Source organism: Nonomuraea sp. NPDC050022, from assembly GCF_044460705.1.
Taxonomy (GTDB): domain Bacteria; phylum Actinomycetota; class Actinomycetes; order Streptosporangiales; family Streptosporangiaceae; genus Nonomuraea.
In genome coordinates, this window is sequence record NZ_JBITKE010000007.1 from 459,904 (window position 1) to 477,929 (window position 18,026).

Here is an 18,026-nt window from a genome sequence, read left to right on the forward strand (position 1 = left end):
GTAGGCGTGACCCTTGGACGGTGTGGAAGGGCTGCTGCCGCACCAGTGCCGGATCGGGCTTGTCCGCCGAGGCCGAGAACGCCGCCCCGGGAGACGAAGCCGCGGCCCGCGCCGGTCGCTGGTGCGCGTGGCAGATCGGCCACACCGTCGACCTGTACGTCTGATCAGAAGCTGCGTGGCAGCCCGAGCACCTGGGTCGCGAGGTAGTTGAGCAGCAGCTCCTCCGTCACGGGCGCCACCTTCCCGATGCGGGCGTCCGTGAGCAGCCTGGCCACCGGATACTCCAGCGAGTACGCCATCCCGCCGTGCGTCTGGAACGCGGCGTCGGCCGCCTCCCACGCCGCCTGTGAGGCGGTGAGCTTGGCGATGTTGGCCTCGGTGCCGCACGGCAGGCGCCGGTCGAACGACCACGCCGCCTTGTAGATCATCAAGCGGGCCAGCTCGATCTTGGCCTTGACCTGGGCCAGCGGGAACGCGATCGCCTGGTTGGCGCCGATCGGCCGGCCGAACACCTCGCGCTCCTTGGCGTACTGCACCGCCACCCGCAACGCGACCTCGGCCCCGCCGAGCGCGGAGGCGGCGAGCAGGACGCGCTCGGGATTGAGGATGTCCCACAGCACCGCCGCGCCCTGGTCGATCTGCCCCACCACGCTGGAGGCGGGCACCCGGAGGTCGTCGATGAACACCATGTTCGACGGCGCCGTGTTGGCGCCGAGCTTCGGGATCGGCTGATAGGACAGCCGCCCGGCCGCCACCGCCTCCGGCACGTTCACCAGGAAGACCGTCAGCCCGTGCGTACGCGGCCTGGCCTCGGCCGCCGGGACGGTCCTGGTGACCAGCAGCATCCAGGTGGCCCGCTGCACGCCGGTGATCCAGATCTTCTGACCCTTGATCACGTAGTCGTCGCCGTCACGCCTGGCCGCCGTCGTGATCGCCAGCGAGTTGGAGCCGGCGTCCGGCTCCGTCAGCGCGAAACACGTTTCCACCTCACCCGTGGCCAGTCGGGGCAGCAGCTCCGCCCGCTGCTCGGCCGTGCCGTGCCTGGCCAGGGTGAGCGCGCCGAACCCGGGCGTCAGCACGTACGTGAACGCCGAGCCGCCGGCCGCCCCCGAGGCGGCCAGCGTCTCCGTCGCCACCGCCAGCTCCAGCAGCCCCTGGCCGCCCCCGCCGAACTCCTCGGGCACGGCCAGACCCAGCCACCCGCCCTTGGCCAGCTCCGCCCAGACCTCCTCCGGCCAGCGCTTGTCCGCCTCGCACCGCTGCCAGTAGTCAAGGTCATAACGTGAGCAGATGTCGCCGATGCCGCGCTGGACGGCCAGGGCGCTTTCGGGAAGGGTGAAATCCATCACGCCATCGTAGAAGTAAGTTCTGTTCAGGGTCGAGGCCGGCGGGCGTGGAACACGAACGCCGGAGGCGCGTTGCGCCACACCGTACGGCCCCGCACGACCTCCTCGAACCGCTCGGCCAGCAGCGCCCGGAAGCGGCGCGCCGAGCTCAGCGGGACGGCGTGGATGTAGGAGAAGGTGGTGAACGCCCCCGCCGGGCTCAGTGTCGCGGCCAGCGCGCCGAGCAGCCCGCGCTGCAGGTCCTCGGGGAAGGCCGCCCAGGGCAGCCCGCTGACCACCACATCCGCCTGCCGCAGGCCACGCTCGCTGAGCAGCCGGCGCAGGTCGGTCGCGTCGTCGTTCGCGACGTCCACGGTGGGGAACCGCTCGGCCAGCAACGCCGCCAGAGACTGGTTGACCTCCACGGCCAGGTGGTGGCCGCGCCCGCCCAGCCGGCGCTGGATCTCGGCGGTGAAGGGCCCCGTACCAGGGCCGAGTTCGACCACGGTCGGCTCGCCGCGTTCCGGCACCGGCGCGCAGACAGCCGCCGCGAGCCACCGTGAGCTGGGCGCGAGCGCCCCGATGGTGGCCGGAGCGCGCAGGAACTGGCCGAGGAACATTGCGGTGTCATTGGGCATACCACAAACGTAAGGGAGTTCTCGCCCCGATTTCGTCCCCCCAAGGGACGAAGCCGCGGCCACTTGGAGGAGACCGCCTCCTCCGCCGGGAGGAGCTGCGGTCAGACCGGCGAGTGTGCGGCACCCGGATACCGTTGGCGCATGCGATGGCGTGGAGTGCCGCTCGACCTTGTGCTCGCGGCCGCGGGGACCGCTCTCGACGTGTTGCTGTCGGCCAAGGGCGGCGGCTCCGCGCTGCTGCCGGGCAACGAGGTGATCCCGATGGCCGTGGGCGTGGGCGCGCCCATGGGCCTGGTCCGGCGCGCGCCCCTGGCGGTGAGCCTCTACCTGGCCGCCTTCCTCGTCTTCACCGACCAGGTGGGGTCGTTCACCTCCAACACCGCCCAGATGCTGCTCTGCGTCTCCGTCGGCCTGGTCGCCTACCGCTCGGGCCGACGGTCGACCTGCCTGGCGCTGGGCGTGGCCATCGCCGCGACCGCGGTCAACCTGGCCGACCCGGGCATCGCGTTCACCACGAACGCGTGGATGTACTCCGTGCTCGTCCCCGCCCTGCCCGTCCTCATCGGCGCCTACCTGCGCGGCCCCGCCGGGCGGCTGAAGGACGCCGACCTCACCCCGGACGTGCTGCTGGCCGGCGGCGGAGTGGCCTTCACGGTGCTGAGCACCTGGACCGACTGGCACAACGGCAGCCAGCCGGTCTGGGTCGTGGGACTGCTCGCGGTGCTGGGCGGGCTCTCCCTCGGCGTCGCGCGGCGCTTTCCCGGACTGGTGTTCATGTTCCAGAGCGTGCTGCTGATCGCCGCCGACCAGTATCTCAACGACACGGTCACCACCTGCCTGATCCTGACGCTGATCGCGCTGTGCGTGTTCGCGATGCGGATCGCCTCCTGGGCCTGGATCACGGTCACCTACGTGACCTGCACCATGCTCGCCTCGATCGCGATCGTCCAGGACTCGACCGAGGTCACCGCCTTCCGCGTCGCCGTCCTGATGGCCCTGGTGACCACACCCGTCGCGATCGGCCGCTACCTGGGCGTACGGCAGGCGGCCGCCGAGGCCGAAGGGCTGCGGCTGCGCGAGTCGGCGCGGCTGGCGGTCGCCCAGGTACGCGCCGACCAGCTCCTCGAGCGCGAGAACATCGCCCGCGAGGTGCACGACATCGTGGCCCACCACGTGGGCGCGATGGTCCTGCGCGCCGGCGCCGCCCGCTACGCCGCCCCCGAGGGGCCGGTCGCCGACGCGCTGGCCGACATCCGCGAGACCGGCCACCAGGCGCTTGAGGATCTGCGCGGGCTGCTCGACGTGCTGCGCGACCCCGGCCGCCGCCCTGACATGGCCGCCGACCCCGCGGCCCTCATACGCGAGTCCGCCGAGCGGATGACCGCCGCCGGCCTCCAGGTAGAGCTGGAGCTCGACCCCGCCACCGCGCACGCTCCCCTCGTGGCCCGCGCCTCCGCGGCCCGCATCGTCCAGGAAGGTCTCACGAACGTGCTCAAGCACGCCGGCCCCGGCACTCAGGTGAGTGTCGCCGTCACCTCCGCCGGCCAAGGGCTGACCGTACACATACGCAACGGCTCCCCGCCCACCACCATCGAACGCCTGCCCTCGTCCGGCCGCGGCCTGGCCGGCATGCGCGAGCGCGTCCGCGCGCTCGGCGGCACGCTGACCGCGGGCCTGGACCAGGACGGCGGCTGGCTGCTCACCGCGACCATGCCCACCGCCGCCCCGCACATCACTGAGCCGCACGCCACCGAGTACGTGATCGCGCGCACGGGGTGCGTCACCGAGCGCTTCACCGGCGGCCTCACGGGAGGTGGCGCGTGATCCGCGTGCTGGTCGCCGACGACCAGGCGCTGGTACGCGCGGGCGTGCGCATGCTCCTGCAGGTCACGGGCGACATGGAGGTCGTGGCCGAGGCCGTGGACGGCGCGGAGGCCGTACGCCTGGCCGACCTCCACCTGCCCGACGTGATCCTGATGGACCTGCGCATGCCCAGGGTCGATGGGCTGGAGGCGAGCAGGCGGATCCTGCTGGCGCGGCCGGCGGCCAGGATCGTCGTGCTCACCACGTTCGCCGAGGACTCCAACGTCTACGCCGCCCTGCGCGCGGGCGCCGTCGGCTTCCTGGTCAAGGACGACGAGCCAGAACGCATGGTCGACGCCGTACGCAGGGCCGCGACCGGCGAGCAGCTCCTGGCCCCCTCCGTGCTGCGCCGGGTGGTCGCCCGCTTCCTGGCCGCCGAGGAGGCGGCGAGCGTACCGGTCCCCGCCGGGCTCACCGACCGCGAGCTGGAGGTGCTGGCGCTGGTCGGCACCGGCCTGTCCAACGCGGAGATCGCCGAAGAGCTGGGCGTCGGCGTCACCACGGTCAAGTCCCACGTCGCCGCCGCCATGGACAAGCTGGGGCTGCGCAACCGGATCCAGGCCGCCGTCGTCGCCTACCGCACCGGCCTGGTGGACGCGGCGTTCCGCCCGGTACACCACCCCTTGCGCCAGCCCCTCCGCCACTCCCGCGGCGGCCCTCCGGGTGACCCCCTGAGCTGACCCGCGCGCTGGTCGAGGCCCTTGACCCGCGCGCTGTTCGGGGTTGCCGAGGTCCCAGTTGCCGCCGTCCGCTCGGGGTCGTTCGGGGTCGCCGGGGTCTCGGTCGCGGTCGTCCGCCGTTAGGGTCAACGGTGTGTACGTGAAGATCTGCGGGTTGAGCGAGCCCGAGCACGTGGCGGCCGCCGTCGAGGCGGGCGCCGACGCCATCGGCTTCGTGCTGACCCGAAGCCCTCGTCAGGTGACCCCCGAGCGGGCCGCCGAGCTGGCCGCGGTGGTCCCCGCCCACGTCCTCACGGTCGGCGTGTTCCGCGGCGAGACCCCTGAGGCCGTCCGCGCCGCCACGCTCGCCTCCGGGGTGCGCGGCGTCCAGCTGCACGGCCGGCATCCGCACGGCGACTTCACCGCGCTGAAGGATCTCGGCCACACCCTGGTCAGGGCCGTCGACGCCGAGGCCGACCTGCGCTGCGGCGCCTACGACGAGGACCTGCTCATCGTCGACGCGCCCCGCCCCGGCTCCGGCGAGCCCTGGGACTGGGCGGCGGTACGCGGTCGCCCCTCGGGGCGCTGGCTGCTCGCGGGCGGCCTCGACTCGTCCAACGTCGCCCAGGCCATCGCCGCCGCGGCGCCTTGGGGCGTGGACGTGTCCAGCGGGGTCGAGGTGGCGCCCGGGGTGAAGGACTCCGACCTCATCAGACGCTTCATCACGGCGGCTCGCCCATGACCGGCGGTTTCGGCGGTGCGGATGCCGGGTCTCAGGGTGACTTCGCCCGTAGCGTCGCCTTCACGCACGACTTCACCCGGCGGAAGGCCGGGCGGACCGTCGAGGTGCCCGGCGGATTCGCCGTCCTCAACGACCGCTACCCCGGCTCGTACGACGACAACAAGCTCGTCATCTGGTCCGGCGACGATCCCGGCGCGGCGCTGAAGGCGGCCGACCAGGTGCTCGCCGGGCACGCCCACCGGCTGGTCAATATCGACGTCGACCGCCTGGGCCGGGCGTACGCGCCCGCCTTCGAGGCCGCGGGCTACACGCACGAGACGAACCTGGTCATGGTCTTCCGCGGTGAGTTCCCGCACGACGCGGCACCCGTGGAGCACCTCGACCTGCCCGCGCTGCTGCCCACGCTCCGGGCCGGCTGGCGCGAGACCCTGCCCGAGGCCACCGCCGACGTGATCGACCAGCTCGCCAGGCGCGTGGAGGAGCGGCTACGCGGCGCCGACACGGTGGGCTTCCGCGGCGTACGGACCGAGGACGGCGAACTCGCCGCCCGAGCCGACATCTACCGGAACGGCGCCGTCACACAGATCGAGGACCTCTACACGGGGGACCGCCACCGGGGCCGGGGGCACGCCCGCACGTTGATGAGGGCGCTGCTCGCCGAGGCGGCCGGCAGCGAGCTGGTGTTCCTGCTGGCCGACGCCGCCGACTGGCCCAAGGACTTCTACGAACGGCTCGGCTTCGAGCAGGTAGGCCGCACCCACAGCTTCCTCCGCGCCTGACCGCCCGACCCCGGCCGATCATGCGGTACAACCCGGGGCGGTGCGGCTTGGCGCCGGAGATCAGTCGCAGGTCTTGGGTAGGCAGACGAGAGCCGGAGGGGTCAGACGAGGGTCTTGGGGCGGTGACGGGTGGTGAGGCCGAGGGTCAGGGTCAGGGCCGTCACGCCGAGGTAGGCCACTCCCGCCACCACCGCCGCCCCATGCAGCCCGCCGATGAAGCGGGGCCCGCCGGGAGCGCCCGCCATCGCGCCGAAGACCGCGACGCCTATCGCGCCGCCCGCCTGCCGGGCGGTGTTGTTGATCGCGCTCACCAGCCCCTCCCTGCCAGGCGGTGGGTCGCTCATGGCCAGGGCGACCACGCTCGGCGTCAGCAGCGCCGTGCCGAGTCCGATGACGGCCAGCGCCGGGAGCAGCACCAGGTACGACGTGGCCGGTCGTACCAGGAGCAGCAGCCCCATGCCCGCCGCCAGGACCACCAGCCCGGCGACCATGACGGGACGCGGCCCGTACCGGCCGGCCAGGCGCCCGAACGGGGCGGCCAGCAGCGCCAGCGGCACGAACAGCGGCAGCAGCGCCGCGCCCGCCGTCATCGGGGACAGCCGTAGCACGCCCTGGAGGTACAGGGTGATCAGCAGCATCATGCCGTTGATCCCGAAGTTCATGGTCGCCGAGCCGATCGTGCCGACCGCGATCGAGGGGCGCCGCAGCAGCCCCAGCGGCAGCATCGGCTCCTGCCGACGGCTCTCGATCACCACGAACGCGGCCAGCAGCGCCGCGGCGACCGCGAACAGCCGCCAGTCGGGCCCGTCACGCCCCGCCTGGATCACCGCGTACGTCAGGACCAGCAGCGTCCCCGCGCCTGTCACGGTGCCCGGCAGGTCGATCGGCCGGCGCTCGGGCTCGTCGGCCGGAGCGACCCGGAGGACGGCCACGAAGATGATCAGGATGATCGGCACATTGATGGCGAAGATCGACGGCCAGCCGAACGCCTGGATCAGCACCCCGCCGAGCAGCGGCCCGGCGGGCAGGGCCGCGCTGCCCACCGCGGCCCAGACCCCGATGGCCCTGGCCCGTTCCCGCTCGCCGGGGAAGGTCCGGGTGATGACCGCCAGCGTGCCCGGCAGGAGCAGCGCGGCGCCCACGCCCTGCACCGCCCGCGCCGCCACCAGGGCCCCGACGCCGGGCGCGAGCGCGCAGCCCGCCGACGCCACGCCGAACAGGGCGAACCCCGCCAGCACCACCCGCCGGTGTCCGAAGCGGTCGCCCAGCGTGCCGCCCGTCAGCAGCAGCCCGGCCAGCGCGATCTGGTAGCCGTCGACCACCCACTGCAGGTCGGCGAGCCCGGCGTGCCGGCCGGCCGCGATGGACGGCAGCGCCACGTTCACGATGGTCACGTCCAGCAGGACGACGAACAGACCCGCGCACATCACGATCAGGATGTTCCGCTTCATCCGCTACACCTGCGCGGTGAGGGCCGACGCTAACCTCTCGCGACGCGCCGATCCGTGTGGCGTCGCCCAGAGAGCCGCGGAGGAGCAGCCGAGAGAGCCGCGGGCAGTGCCGGCGGGAAAGTCGCCGGGAAGGTCGTCGGGAGTGCCGCCAGGTCGCCGGGAGTGCCGCCGGGAAGGACGAGCCGCTGCCTACCCCGCTGCGGGGAAAGCCGACGCAGTAGGGTCGGCAGCGTGAGCGAAACTTCCGCCGAGGATCGGATCTGGACGGTTCCGAACCTGCTGAGCTTCCTGCGCCTCCTCGGCGTCCCTGTCTTCCTCTGGCTGGTGTTGGGACCCAAGGCGGACGCCTGGGCGATCCTCGTGCTCGCGGTCGCCGGATTCACCGACTGGCTGGACGGCAAGATCGCTCGCGCCTTCAACCAGATGAGCAGGCTCGGCCGGATCATCGACCCGGCCGCCGACAAGCTCTATGTCTTCGCCACGATCCTGGCGCTGCTGGTGCGCGACGTCATTCCGTGGTGGCTGGTGGCGATCATCCTGGGTCGCGAACTCTTCGTCGCGTGTTTCTTTCCCGTACTTCGGAAGAGCGGGTACAAGGCACTTCAAGTGCATTTCCTGGGCAAGGCCGCCATGTTCAACCTGATGTACGCCTTCCCTCTGCTCTTCCTTGCCTCCCACACTGGGTGGTATGCCGATATAGCACGAATTGTCGGGTGGGCCTTTGCGCTCTGGGGAACGGGCCTGTACTGGTGGTCGGGGGTGCTGTATGGGGTACAGGTACGACGGCTCGTAACCGCGGCCAAGGAGGAGTGATCGGGTGAAGGCGGTCGTCATGGCGGGTGGAGAGGGCACTCGGCTGCGTCCGATGACGGCCAACCAGCCCAAACCCCTGCTGCCCGTGGTCAACCGCCCGATCATGGAGCACGTGCTGCGCCTGCTCAAACGGCACAGCATCACCGAGACCGTGGTCACCCTCCAGTTCCTGGCCGCGCTCGTGCGCAACTACTTCGGCGACGGCGACGAACTCGGCATGAGCCTGCAATACGCCACCGAGGACGTTCCGCTGGGCACGGCGGGCAGCGTGAAGAACGCCGCGGCCCGCCTGCGTGACGACCGATTCCTGGTGATCTCCGGCGACGCCCTGACCGATATCGATTTGTCGGATATGGTCCGTTTTCATCGTGAAAATTCGGCGCTTGTCACTATCGGGTTGAAACGGGTGCCCAACCCCCTCGAGTTCGGCATCGTGATCGTCGACGAGGGCAACCGGGTCCAGCGCTTCCTGGAGAAGCCCACCTGGGGGCAGGTCTTCTCCGACACCGTCAACACCGGCATCTACATCATGGAGCCCGAGGTCCTCGACGCGGTCGCCTCGGGAGAGCCCGTCGACTGGTCGGCTGACGTCTTCCCCACCCTGCTGGAGCGCGGCGCCCCCATCTTCGGCTACGTCGCCGAGGGCTACTGGGAGGACGTCGGCACCCACGAGAGCTACCTCAAGGCCCAGGCCGACGCCCTGTCCGGCCGGGTCGCCGTGGACATCGGCGGCTTCGAGGTCTCGCCGGGCGTCTGGGTGGCCGAGTCGGCCTCGGTCGACCCCGACGCGGTGCTCAAGGGCCCGCTGCTCGTCGGCGCGTACGCCAAGGTCGAGGCCGGCGCCGAGCTGCGCGAGTACACCGTGCTCGGCAACAACACGGTCGTGCGCGAAGGCGCCTTCCTGCACCGGGCGGTCGTCCACGACAACGTCTACCTGGGCCCCGGCAGCCACCTGCGCGGCTGCGTGATCGGCAAGAGCACCGACGTGATGGCCGGGGCCCGCATCGAGGAGAACGCCGTCATCGGTGACGAGTGCGTCATCGAGCCCGAGGCGTACGTCTCCAGCGGCGTCAAGGTCTACCCGTTCAAGACCATCGAGGCCGGCGCCGTCGTCAACACCAGCGTCATCTGGGAGTCGCGCGGCCAGCGCAGCCTGTTCGGCCCCCGCGGCGTCAGCGGCCTGGTCAACGTGGAGATCACCCCCGAGCTGTGCGTACGGCTGGCCAGCGCGTACGCCACCACCCTGAAGAAGGGCGAGCACGTCGTCACCTCGCGCGACTCCTCGCTGGCCGCCAGGGCGCTGAAGCGGGCCGTGATCGGCGCGCTCAACGCCAGCGCCATCAACGTCCTCGACCTGGAGGCCGCGCCGCTGCCGGTGGCCCGCTTCCACACGGCCAGGGAGTCGGCCGCGGGCGGCATCGCGCTGCGCACCACCGCCGGCGACCCGCAGAGCATCGACATCGTCATCATGGACGACCGCGGCGCCGACCTGCCCCCGGCCGCCCAGCGCAAGCTGGAGCGCGTCTTCTCCCGCCAGGAGTTCCGGCGCGCCTTCCCCGGCGAGATCGCCGAGCTGCGCTTTCCCGCCAGGGCGGTCGAGGACTACGCGTACGAACTGCTGCGCTGCGTAGACATGACCGGCATCAGGGACATGAAGGTCGTCGTCGACTGCGCCGGAGGGACCTCCGCGCTGGTCCTGCCCACGCTGCTGGGCCGCCTCGGCGTCGACGTGCTCACCGTGAACGCCCGCCTGGACGACATCTCGCCCACGGAGACGTTCGCCGAGCGCCGCAGGGACCTGCAGCGCCTGTCGGAGCTCGTGAGCTCCTCCAGGGCGGCCTTCGGGGTGCGGTTCGACCCCGTGGGGGAGCGCATCGCGCTGGTGGACGAGATGGGCCAGCTGATCGGCGAGGAGCGGGCCCTGCTCGTCGTGCTCGACCTGATCGCCGCCGAGCGCAGGACCGGCCGCGTGGCGCTGCCCGTCACCACCACCAGGGTCGCCGAGCAGGTCTGCCGCTTCCACGGCGTGCAGGTGCGCTGGACCTCCACGGCGGTCGACGCCCTCACCTCGGCCGCGGTGGACGAAGACATGATCTTCGCGGGCGACGGCAGGGGCGGCTTCGTGGTGCCCGAGTTCGGTCCGGCGATCGACGGGGTGGCGGCGTTCATGCGGCTGCTCGGCCTGGTCGCCCGCACCCGGCTCTCGCTCAGCCAGATCGACGCGCGCATCCCCGAGGCCAAGCTGCTCAAGCGTACGGTGCCGACCCCGTGGGCGGCCAAGGGCGCCGTCATGCGCTCGGTCATCGAGGCCGCCGAGGCCGAGCCGGACGGCTGCCGCGTCGACACCACCGACGGGGTGCGGGTGGCCGCCGAGGACGGGAGCTGGGTGCTGATCCTGCCCGCCGCCACCGAACCGGTCACCGATCTGTGGGCCGAGGCCGCCGACGTGGACACCGCGCAGTCGCTCCTGGAGCACTGGGCCCGCGTGGTCGAGGAGGCGGCCTCCTGAGCCTCGGAGCCGAAATCGATACGGCAATCCGCATGGAATCGTCACGCAGAGTGACACTGGCGGATCGGTGGCGGCGGAACGTACAAGATCGTAATGTTAGAACGCGCGGCGGCATGGACCTTGGGGCTCGGGCGGCGGTAACTTTGTCACCGTCCGAACCCGTCGTCCAGCGCCCCGCCTTGACCTTTGCCGCTGATCAGCGTAAGTTGCGGCATTCGCAAACTTGAAGAGCGAAGCGAGGCGCGCCCAGATCCCCGTTGCCGCGTCTTCGCGGTAGGAGGCCGAGCCGATCGATGCCGAGCGTCTACTGCACGCAGTGCGGGCACGCCAACCCCGAGGATGCCCGTTTCTGTTCCCGTTGTGGGTCACCGCTGACCAGAACCGAGGTCGCCGGGGACACCACATCGACGATCTCTGTCGCGGGAATCGAGGCGTACGAGGCTGAGACCGGTGACATGCTCCTCGCCGAGCGCGCGCTGGTGGAGCAACTGCCGCCTGGCACGGCGTTGCTCACGGTGACCAGGGGGCCCAACGCCGGGAGCCGTTTCCGCCTCGACAAGGACCTCACCACCACGGGGCGCCATCCCGAGAGTGACATCTTCCTGGACGACATCACGGTCTCCCGGCGGCATGTGGAGTTCTATCGCCTTCGCGGCGGCCAGTTCTCCGTGCGCGACGTGGGCAGCCTCAACGGCACCTACGTCAACCGGGAGCGCATCGAGGAGGTGCCGCTGCACTCCGGTGACGAGGTGCAGATCGGCAAGTTCCGCCTCGTCTTCCTGATGCGGACCGCCGCCGGCGCATGAGCGAGCCCAGCGAGCGACCGATAGTCACAGCGTTCATGCGGCTCACGGAGGAAGCCGCATGAGCGCGCAGGCGGCACGCTCGCACATGAGCATCGGGGAGGTGCTCGCCATGCTCCAGGGCGAGTTCCCCGATGTGTCGATCTCCAAGATCCGCTTCTTGGAGGGCGAGGGGCTCATCGAGCCGGAGCGCAGCCCGTCGGGCTACCGCAAGTTCACCCACCTGCACGTCGAGCAGCTCCGCTACATCCTCACCGAGCAGCGCGACCACTACCTGCCGCTGCGGGTGATCAAGGACAAGATGGCCGAGCACTTCGGCCGCCCGCGTGCCGTGAGCGAGCGGCCGGAGACGCGGGAGGTGCGGCTGAGCCGCGCCGAGCTGCTGGAGGCGGCCGGGCTCGACGAGGACACCCTGGCCGAGCTCGAGGACTACGGGCTGCTCTCGGCGACGGCCAGGCGCTACGACGAGGAGGCGCTCAACGTGGCGCGCAGCGTCGGCGCCCTGGCCCGGTTCGGCCTGCACGCCCGGCATCTGCGCGCGGTCAAGGCCGCGGCCGAGCGCGAGTGCGGTCTGGTGGAGCAGACGGTCGCGCCCATACTCAAACGCCGGGCCCCAGGGGCCATCGGAGAGGCCGACGAGGCCGCGAGGGAGCTGTCGGCGCTGCTGCTCGACCTGCACGCCGCTCTGGTGCGTACAGGCGTGCGAACCGTTCTAGGCCGATGACCGGACCAGCGGGACATACAAGGCCCCTCGGGTGTTACGTTGAAATGCAGAAGCGGACCGGCTCAATAGCTGTGCCGGGGTCGCCGACCAGTCGAATATGGAGCAGCCCGTGTTGCAGATGGAGGTCGTGGGCGTCCGCGTAGAGATGCCTACAAATCAGCCGATCGTCTTGCTCAAGGAGGCACACGGGGAGAGGTTCCTGCCGATTTGGATTGGGATGACCGAAGCCACGGCCATCGCTCTGGCCCAAGCGGAGGAGCCTCCAGCCCGGCCACTGACGCACGACCTGTTCAGGGACGTGCTGAGCGCTCTTGGCGTGGGCCTGCGCGCGGTCAACATCGTCGCCCTGCGTGACGGTATCTTCTTCGCCGACCTGGTGTTCTCCAACGGCGTCGAGGTGAGCGCGCGGCCCTCCGACTCGATCGCGCTCGCCTTGCGCACCGGAGCACGAATCTTCGCCAGTGAGGAGGTCGTCCAGGAAGCCGGGGTGATCATCCCCGACGACCAAGAGGACGAGGTGGAGAAGTTCAGGGAGTTCCTTGACACGATCACCCCCGAGGACTTTGGCCGGGCGGGGTAGGTATTTCAGTGCATTTACGCTTCACGACGCGCCGAGCGGGATCGTTGACTGCGCATGGTCACGGTCCTACGGTGCAAGTGAAACCCATGGCCGCGCTTTTACGAACCCCCAGATCAGGCCATGGGATGAGAGAAAGCCGGAGGTCCGCGTGGCGGTCAGCAGCGGCGAGGGAAAGACGGCCGGCCAGGAAGATCCGGTGCGGCGTGAGAGTGCGCGGCAGCGTGCCGGAGAGCAGGGCCTGCTCTTCGACGAGCAGCCCACGACACTGCCGAGTGACATCGGATACCGCGGCCCGACGGCGTGCGCGGCGGCCGGCATCACCTACCGGCAGCTCGACTACTGGGCGCGCACGGAGCTGGTCCAGCCGACGATAAGAGCCGCGCACGGCTCGGGCTCCCAACGGCTCTACAGCTTCCGCGACATCCTGGTGCTCAAGGTCGTCAAGCGGCTCCTCGACACCGGAGTCTCCCTCCAGCAGATCCGTACGGCCGTACAACACCTGCGTGACCGCGGGGTCGGCGACCTCGCGCAGATCACGCTCATGAGCGACGGCGTCAGCGTCTACGAGTGCACCTCGGCCGACGAGGTGATCGATCTGCTCCAGGGCGGTCAGGGCGTGTTCGGCATCGCGCTCGGCCGGGTCTGGCGCGAGGTCGAGGGCTCCCTCGCGGAGCTGCCGGGGGAAAGGGCGGCGGTCGAGGACAGCGTCCCGGCCGACCACCCCGCTGACGAGCTGGCCCAGCGGCGACGGTCGCGCCGCATAGGGTAGCAATCCGGTAGTAACCTTAGAGCGCAAGGCTGACGACCCCCTGCGGGAGAGTCCCGGGCTGGTCTCGGGGCGCCGAAGGAGCAACCCTCCCCGGAATCTCTCAGGCACCCGTACCGCTCGGGGTAGGCAACTCTGGAAAGCAGGCACGCCCGCCAGGCGCGCCTCACCGACGGTGCAAGCCCTCATGGGGGTGAAGCTCTCAGGTCGCCATGACAGAGGGGGAGATCCGGCACTCGCCCGCGCCCAGGCGCCGGTCTCCATAGCCCTCGGGAGGCACCTTCCATGACCGATCTGTCAGCTCCGCCGTTCTCGACCCGGCACATCGGCCCGTCCGAATCCGAGCAGCAGCGCATGCTCGAGGCCGTGGGTTTCGAGTCCGTGGCCGACCTGGTGGCGGTGGCCGTCCCCGAGTCCATCAGGATCAAGGACCGCCTCGCGCTGCCCGCCGCGGCCAGTGAGACCGAGGTCATCGCCGAACTGCGGGCCATCGCGGACCGCAACCGGGTGCTCACCTCGATGATCGGCCTGGGCTACCACGACACGATCACCCCGGCGGTGATCCGCCGCAACCTGCTGGAGAACCCGGGCTGGTACACCGCCTACACCCCCTACCAGCCGGAGATCTCGCAGGGCCGCCTGGAGGCGCTGCTCAACTTCCAGACCGTCGTCTCCGACCTGACCGGGCTCGACGTCGCCGGCGCCTCCCTGCTCGACGAGAGCACGGCCGCCGCCGAGGCGATGACACTGGCCAGGCGCGCGGGCAAGTCCAAGAGCGACGTGTTCGTCGTCGACGCCGACGCGTTGCCCCAGACCAAGGCGGTGCTGGCCACCCGCGCCGAGCCGCTGGGCATCACGCTGGTCGAGGACACGCTCGACGGCGAGCTGCCCGAGTGCTTCGGCGTACTCGTCCAATACCCGGGCGCCTCCGGCCGGCTGCGCGACTTCCGCGCCGTGGCCGAGCGGGCGCACGCCGCGGGCGCGCTGGTCGTCGCCGCCGCAGACCTGCTCGCGCTGACCCTGGTCACCGCGCCGGGCGAGCTCGGCGCCGACATCGCGATCGGCTCCTCGCAGCGCTTCGGCGTGCCGTTCGGCTTCGGCGGGCCGCACGCCGCCTACATGTCCGTACGCGAAGGACTGCAGCGGCAGATGCCCGGCCGCCTCGTGGGCGTCTCCGTCGACGCCGACGGCGCGCCCGCCTACCGGCTGGCCCTGCAGACCCGTGAGCAGCACATCAGGCGGGAGAAGGCCACCAGCAACATCTGCACCGCGCAGGTCCTGCTGGCCGTCATCGCCGGCATGTACGCCGTCTACCACGGACCCGAGGGGCTGCGCCGCATCGCCGGCCGCGTGCACCGGCACGCCGCCGCGCTGGCCGAGTGCCTGCGCCGCGGCGGCGTCGAGGTCGTACACCGGGAGTTCTTCGACACCGTGCTGGCCAGGGTGCCCGGCCGGGCCGCCGAGGTCGTCCGGCAGGCCGCCGAGCGCGGCGTCAACGTGTGGCAGGCCGACGCCGACCACGTCTCCGTCGCCTGCGACGAGAAGACCACCGCGGCCGACCTCGAGCAGGTCGCCGCCGCCTTCGGCGTCAGCGGGCCGGTGGCCGGCCTCCTCGCCGACGATGGGCTGGACACGCTGCCCGCCGCGCTGACGCGGGAGTCCGGCTACCTCACCCACCCCGTCTTCCACAGTCACCACTCCGAGACCGCGATGCTGCGCTACCTGCGCAGGCTCCAGGACAAGGACATCGCCCTCGACCGGTCCATGATCCCGCTCGGCTCCTGCACGATGAAGCTCAACGCCACCACCGAGATGGAGCCCATCACCTGGCCGGAGTTCGCCGGGATCCACCCCTTCGCGCCAGTCGGGCAGGCCGCGGGCTACCGCCACCTCATCGAGACCCTGGAGGAGTGGCTGGCCGAGGTGACCGGCTACGACGCGGTCTCCATCCAGCCGAACGCCGGGTCCCAGGGGGAGTTCGCCGGGCTGCTCGCGATCCGGGCCTACCACCACGACCACGGCGACGAGCACCGCGACATCTGCCTCATCCCCTCCTCCGCGCACGGCACGAACGCGGCCAGCGCCGTCATGGCCGGTATGCGCGTCGTGGTCGTGGCCTGCGACACCGAGGGCAACGTGGACCTGGCCGACCTCGACGCCAAGATCGACAAGCACCGCGACGCGCTGGCCGCGATCATGCTCACCTACCCCTCGACGCACGGTGTCTTCGAGGAGACGATCACCGAGGTCTGCGCCAAGGTGCACGACGCGGGCGGCCAGGTCTACGTCGACGGGGCCAACCTCAACGCCCTGGTCGGGCTGGCCAAGCCGGGTGAGTTCGGCGCCGACGTCTCCCACCTCAACCTGCACAAGACCTTCTGCATCCCGCACGGCGGCGGCGGCCCCGGCGTCGGCCCGGTCGCGGTCCGCGGCCACCTGGCCGCCTACCTGCCGGGCCACCCGCTGCGCCCCGGCTCACCGGTCGGCGCGGTCTCGGCGGCCCCGTACGGCTCGGCGGGCATCCTGCCGATCTCCTGGGCGTACGTCAGGATGATGGGCGGCGACGGCCTGGCCGCGGCCACCGAGCAGGCGATCCTGTCGGCCAACTACCTCGCCCGGCGGCTGGCCCCGCACTACCCGGTGCTCTACACCGGGCGCGGCGGCCTGGTGGCCCACGAGTGCATCGTCGACCTGCGGCAGATCACCAAGGAGACCGGCGTCACGGTCGACGACGTGGCCAAGCGGCTCATCGACTACGGCTTCCACGCCCCGACCATGTCCTTCCCGGTCGCCGGCACGCTGATGATCGAGCCGACCGAGAGCGAGGACCTGGCCGAACTCGACCGGTTCGTGGACGCGATGGTGGCCATCAGGGGCGAGATCGCGCGGGTCGCCTCGGGCGCCTACGACCGGGCCGACAACCCGCTGCGCAACGCCCCGCACACCGCCGAGGCCGTCGCGGCCGACGAGTGGGCCCATCCCTACAGCCGTACCGAGGCGGTCTACCCGCTGCCGTCGCTGCGGGAGGGCAAGTACTGGGTGCCGGTGCGGCGCATCGACCAGGCTTACGGCGACCGCAACCTGGTCTGCTCGTGCCCGCCGCTGGAGGCCTACGAGGACTGACCTGGCTTGTCGCGTCCGCGATAGCTCCGGGCGCTACGTCCGTAACTGAGCTGGCTGTCGCATTCGCGACTGATCCGGCTGTTGTGTCCGGGACTGACCCGCACGTCGCGTTCGCGGGACCGTGGCCCTCTCCACCGCGTAACCGTGGCCCTCTCCGTCCGCTGTGCTCGGACGGGGAGGGCTACGTCCGTTTTCCGGGATTTTTTCCCGCCACCCAGGCTGAACGTGGCCAGTGAGAAGACATGATCACCGGAACTCGTTAGGCTCTGTCCGACCGTCGCCTAAGGAGCTCTCTTGACGTTCTCAGAGCTGCAGGTCCCGCCTCTCGACACCGCTCGCCGCCTGGCCGAGCACGGTGACCTCGACGGCGCGGCGGCCATACTCAGCGAGCTGGCCGCCGACCCCGAGGAGCCCGACCGGGCGCAGGCCGCCGTGGGCCTGGCCGTGGTGCTCGACGAGCGGGGCGACCCGGAGGGAGCCCGAGCGGCCGCCCGGGTCGCGCTGGCCACCGGGCATCCGGAGTTCGCCGCTCAGGCGGCCTGTCACCTCGCGCAGGGCTTCGAGCGCGAGGGCCGCGCCGAGCAGGCCAGGGGGGCGTGGCAGGCGGTCCTGGGCGTCGGCACCGCCGCCTACCTCCCGCTGGCGCGTCTCGCCCTGGCCCGGCTGGCCGTGCTGGCCGGCGACTACGACGAGGCGGAGAACGAGCTGCGGGCCGCGCTGGCCGCCGCCGGGCCGGACGACGTGGGCGCGCACGCCGCGCAGCAACTGGCCGAGCTGCTGCTGGAGCGAGGCGAGCCGGGGGAGGCGGCCGAGGTGCTGCTGGAGGCGCTCGAGGTGGCCCCCCAGGACGAGGTGGCCCGGCTGCGGGTGCAGCTCGGCATCGCGCACCTGGAGCTCGCCTGCGCTGAGTTCGCGGGGGCGGTGGAGGACGGCGGTGACGCGCCGACGAGCGGGCTGGCCATCGAGCTGCTGGCCAGGACCCTGCCGCTGCGTGGCCGCGTCGACGACGCGGGCCGCGTCTGGACGTACGGGCTGGAGCACGAGGACGAGACGCTGGCCGCGGAGGTGCGCCTGCGCTACGACCGCGACACCTGACCGACCTCCCCGCCTCGCGAGCGGCTCCAGGACGCCCGCGACACCTGACCGACCTACCCGCCCCGCGAGCGCCTTCAGGACGCCCGCGCCCGCCTGCCGCTCCATCCGCCGGTGCTACGCGGTCGGTGAAGTCCCCCTCGCCGACCACCTCGCCAC

15 protein-coding genes and 1 riboswitch are annotated in these 18,026 nt (G+C 71.4%); of the genes, 12 read left to right on the forward strand and 3 right to left on the reverse strand.

Features of this window, described 5'->3' with window-relative positions; translation table 11 throughout:
* Positions 1 to 164: 164 nt before the first annotated feature.
* Together ACIBO2_RS31190 and ACIBO2_RS31195 are read right to left on the reverse strand one after the other, a co-directional pair.
* A complete protein-coding gene (locus ACIBO2_RS31190; protein WP_397301419.1) occupies positions 165 to 1,346 on the reverse strand; it encodes an acyl-CoA dehydrogenase family protein in 1,182 nt (393 codons plus the stop codon).
* 26 nt (positions 1,347 to 1,372) lie between these two features.
* On the reverse strand, positions 1,373 to 1,963 hold the full coding sequence (locus ACIBO2_RS31195; RefSeq protein ID WP_358543015.1) for a methyltransferase domain-containing protein: 591 nt from the start codon (positions 1,961 to 1,963) through the stop codon (positions 1,373 to 1,375).
* Positions 1,964 to 2,104: 141 nt separating this feature from the next.
* Here ACIBO2_RS31195 and ACIBO2_RS31200 point away from each other — a divergent pair, with 141 nt between their 5' ends.
* The 4 genes from ACIBO2_RS31200 (at position 2,105) to ACIBO2_RS31215 (ending at position 6,006) form a co-directional block, all read left to right on the forward strand.
* Positions 2,105 to 3,787, forward strand: coding sequence for a histidine kinase (locus ACIBO2_RS31200; RefSeq protein WP_358543018.1), 1,683 nt, complete (start codon positions 2,105 to 2,107; stop codon positions 3,785 to 3,787).
* A complete protein-coding gene (locus ACIBO2_RS31205; protein WP_358543021.1) occupies positions 3,784 to 4,506 on the forward strand; it encodes a response regulator transcription factor in 723 nt (240 codons plus the stop codon). Before ACIBO2_RS31200 ends, ACIBO2_RS31205 begins: the two co-directional genes overlap by 4 nt.
* Before the next feature lie 133 nt (positions 4,507 to 4,639).
* The gene (locus ACIBO2_RS31210; protein ID WP_397301423.1) at positions 4,640 to 5,227 is read left to right on the forward strand and encodes a phosphoribosylanthranilate isomerase; all 588 of its coding nucleotides are present in this window, start codon (positions 4,640 to 4,642) and stop codon (positions 5,225 to 5,227) included.
* Positions 5,224 to 6,006 (forward strand): GNAT family N-acetyltransferase, encoded by a 783-nt coding sequence (locus tag ACIBO2_RS31215; protein WP_397301425.1) that lies wholly within the window; start codon positions 5,224 to 5,226, stop codon positions 6,004 to 6,006. Before ACIBO2_RS31210 ends, ACIBO2_RS31215 begins: the two co-directional genes overlap by 4 nt.
* 101 nt (positions 6,007 to 6,107) lie before the next feature.
* Here ACIBO2_RS31215 and ACIBO2_RS31220 read toward each other — a convergent pair whose 3' ends face one another.
* Positions 6,108 to 7,457, reverse strand: coding sequence for an MFS transporter (locus ACIBO2_RS31220; RefSeq protein ID WP_358543028.1), 1,350 nt, complete (start codon positions 7,455 to 7,457; stop codon positions 6,108 to 6,110).
* 231 nt (positions 7,458 to 7,688) lie between these two features.
* Between ACIBO2_RS31220 and ACIBO2_RS31225 the strand changes: the two genes are divergently transcribed.
* The 8 genes from ACIBO2_RS31225 (at position 7,689) to ACIBO2_RS31260 (ending at position 17,870) form a co-directional block, all read left to right on the forward strand.
* Entirely contained in the window at positions 7,689 to 8,270 is a 582-nt protein-coding gene (locus ACIBO2_RS31225) for a CDP-alcohol phosphatidyltransferase family protein (protein WP_357953009.1), read from the forward strand.
* A 4-nt stretch (positions 8,271 to 8,274) separates the two neighbouring features.
* A complete protein-coding gene (locus tag ACIBO2_RS31230) occupies positions 8,275 to 10,779 on the forward strand; it encodes a mannose-1-phosphate guanyltransferase (protein ID WP_358543030.1) in 2,505 nt (834 codons plus the stop codon).
* A 293-nt stretch (positions 10,780 to 11,072) separates the two neighbouring features.
* The gene (locus tag ACIBO2_RS31235) at positions 11,073 to 11,585 is read left to right on the forward strand and encodes an FHA domain-containing protein (RefSeq protein ID WP_358543032.1); all 513 of its coding nucleotides are present in this window, start codon (positions 11,073 to 11,075) and stop codon (positions 11,583 to 11,585) included.
* A 58-nt stretch (positions 11,586 to 11,643) separates the two neighbouring features.
* The gene (locus ACIBO2_RS31240) at positions 11,644 to 12,306 is read left to right on the forward strand and encodes a MerR family transcriptional regulator (RefSeq protein WP_358543035.1); all 663 of its coding nucleotides are present in this window, start codon (positions 11,644 to 11,646) and stop codon (positions 12,304 to 12,306) included.
* 109 nt (positions 12,307 to 12,415) lie between these two features.
* Positions 12,416 to 12,886 (forward strand): bifunctional nuclease family protein, encoded by a 471-nt coding sequence (locus tag ACIBO2_RS31245; protein WP_214634355.1) that lies wholly within the window; start codon positions 12,416 to 12,418, stop codon positions 12,884 to 12,886.
* 148 nt (positions 12,887 to 13,034) lie between these two features.
* Positions 13,035 to 13,655, forward strand: coding sequence for a MerR family transcriptional regulator (locus ACIBO2_RS31250; protein WP_358543038.1), 621 nt, complete (start codon positions 13,035 to 13,037; stop codon positions 13,653 to 13,655).
* Positions 13,656 to 13,688: 33 nt separating this feature from the next.
* A riboswitch (glycine riboswitch) is annotated at positions 13,689 to 13,781 on the forward strand.
* 156 nt (positions 13,782 to 13,937) lie between these two features.
* Positions 13,938 to 16,775 carry an aminomethyl-transferring glycine dehydrogenase gene (gene gcvP / locus ACIBO2_RS31255; protein ID WP_397301431.1) on the forward strand — a complete coding sequence of 946 codons (2,838 nt, stop codon included), beginning with the start codon at positions 13,938 to 13,940 and terminating at the stop codon, positions 16,773 to 16,775.
* Between the two features lie 294 nt (positions 16,776 to 17,069).
* A complete protein-coding gene (locus tag ACIBO2_RS31260) occupies positions 17,070 to 17,870 on the forward strand; it encodes a tetratricopeptide repeat protein (RefSeq protein ID WP_358543044.1) in 801 nt (266 codons plus the stop codon).
* Positions 17,871 to 18,026: the final 156 nt, after the last annotated feature.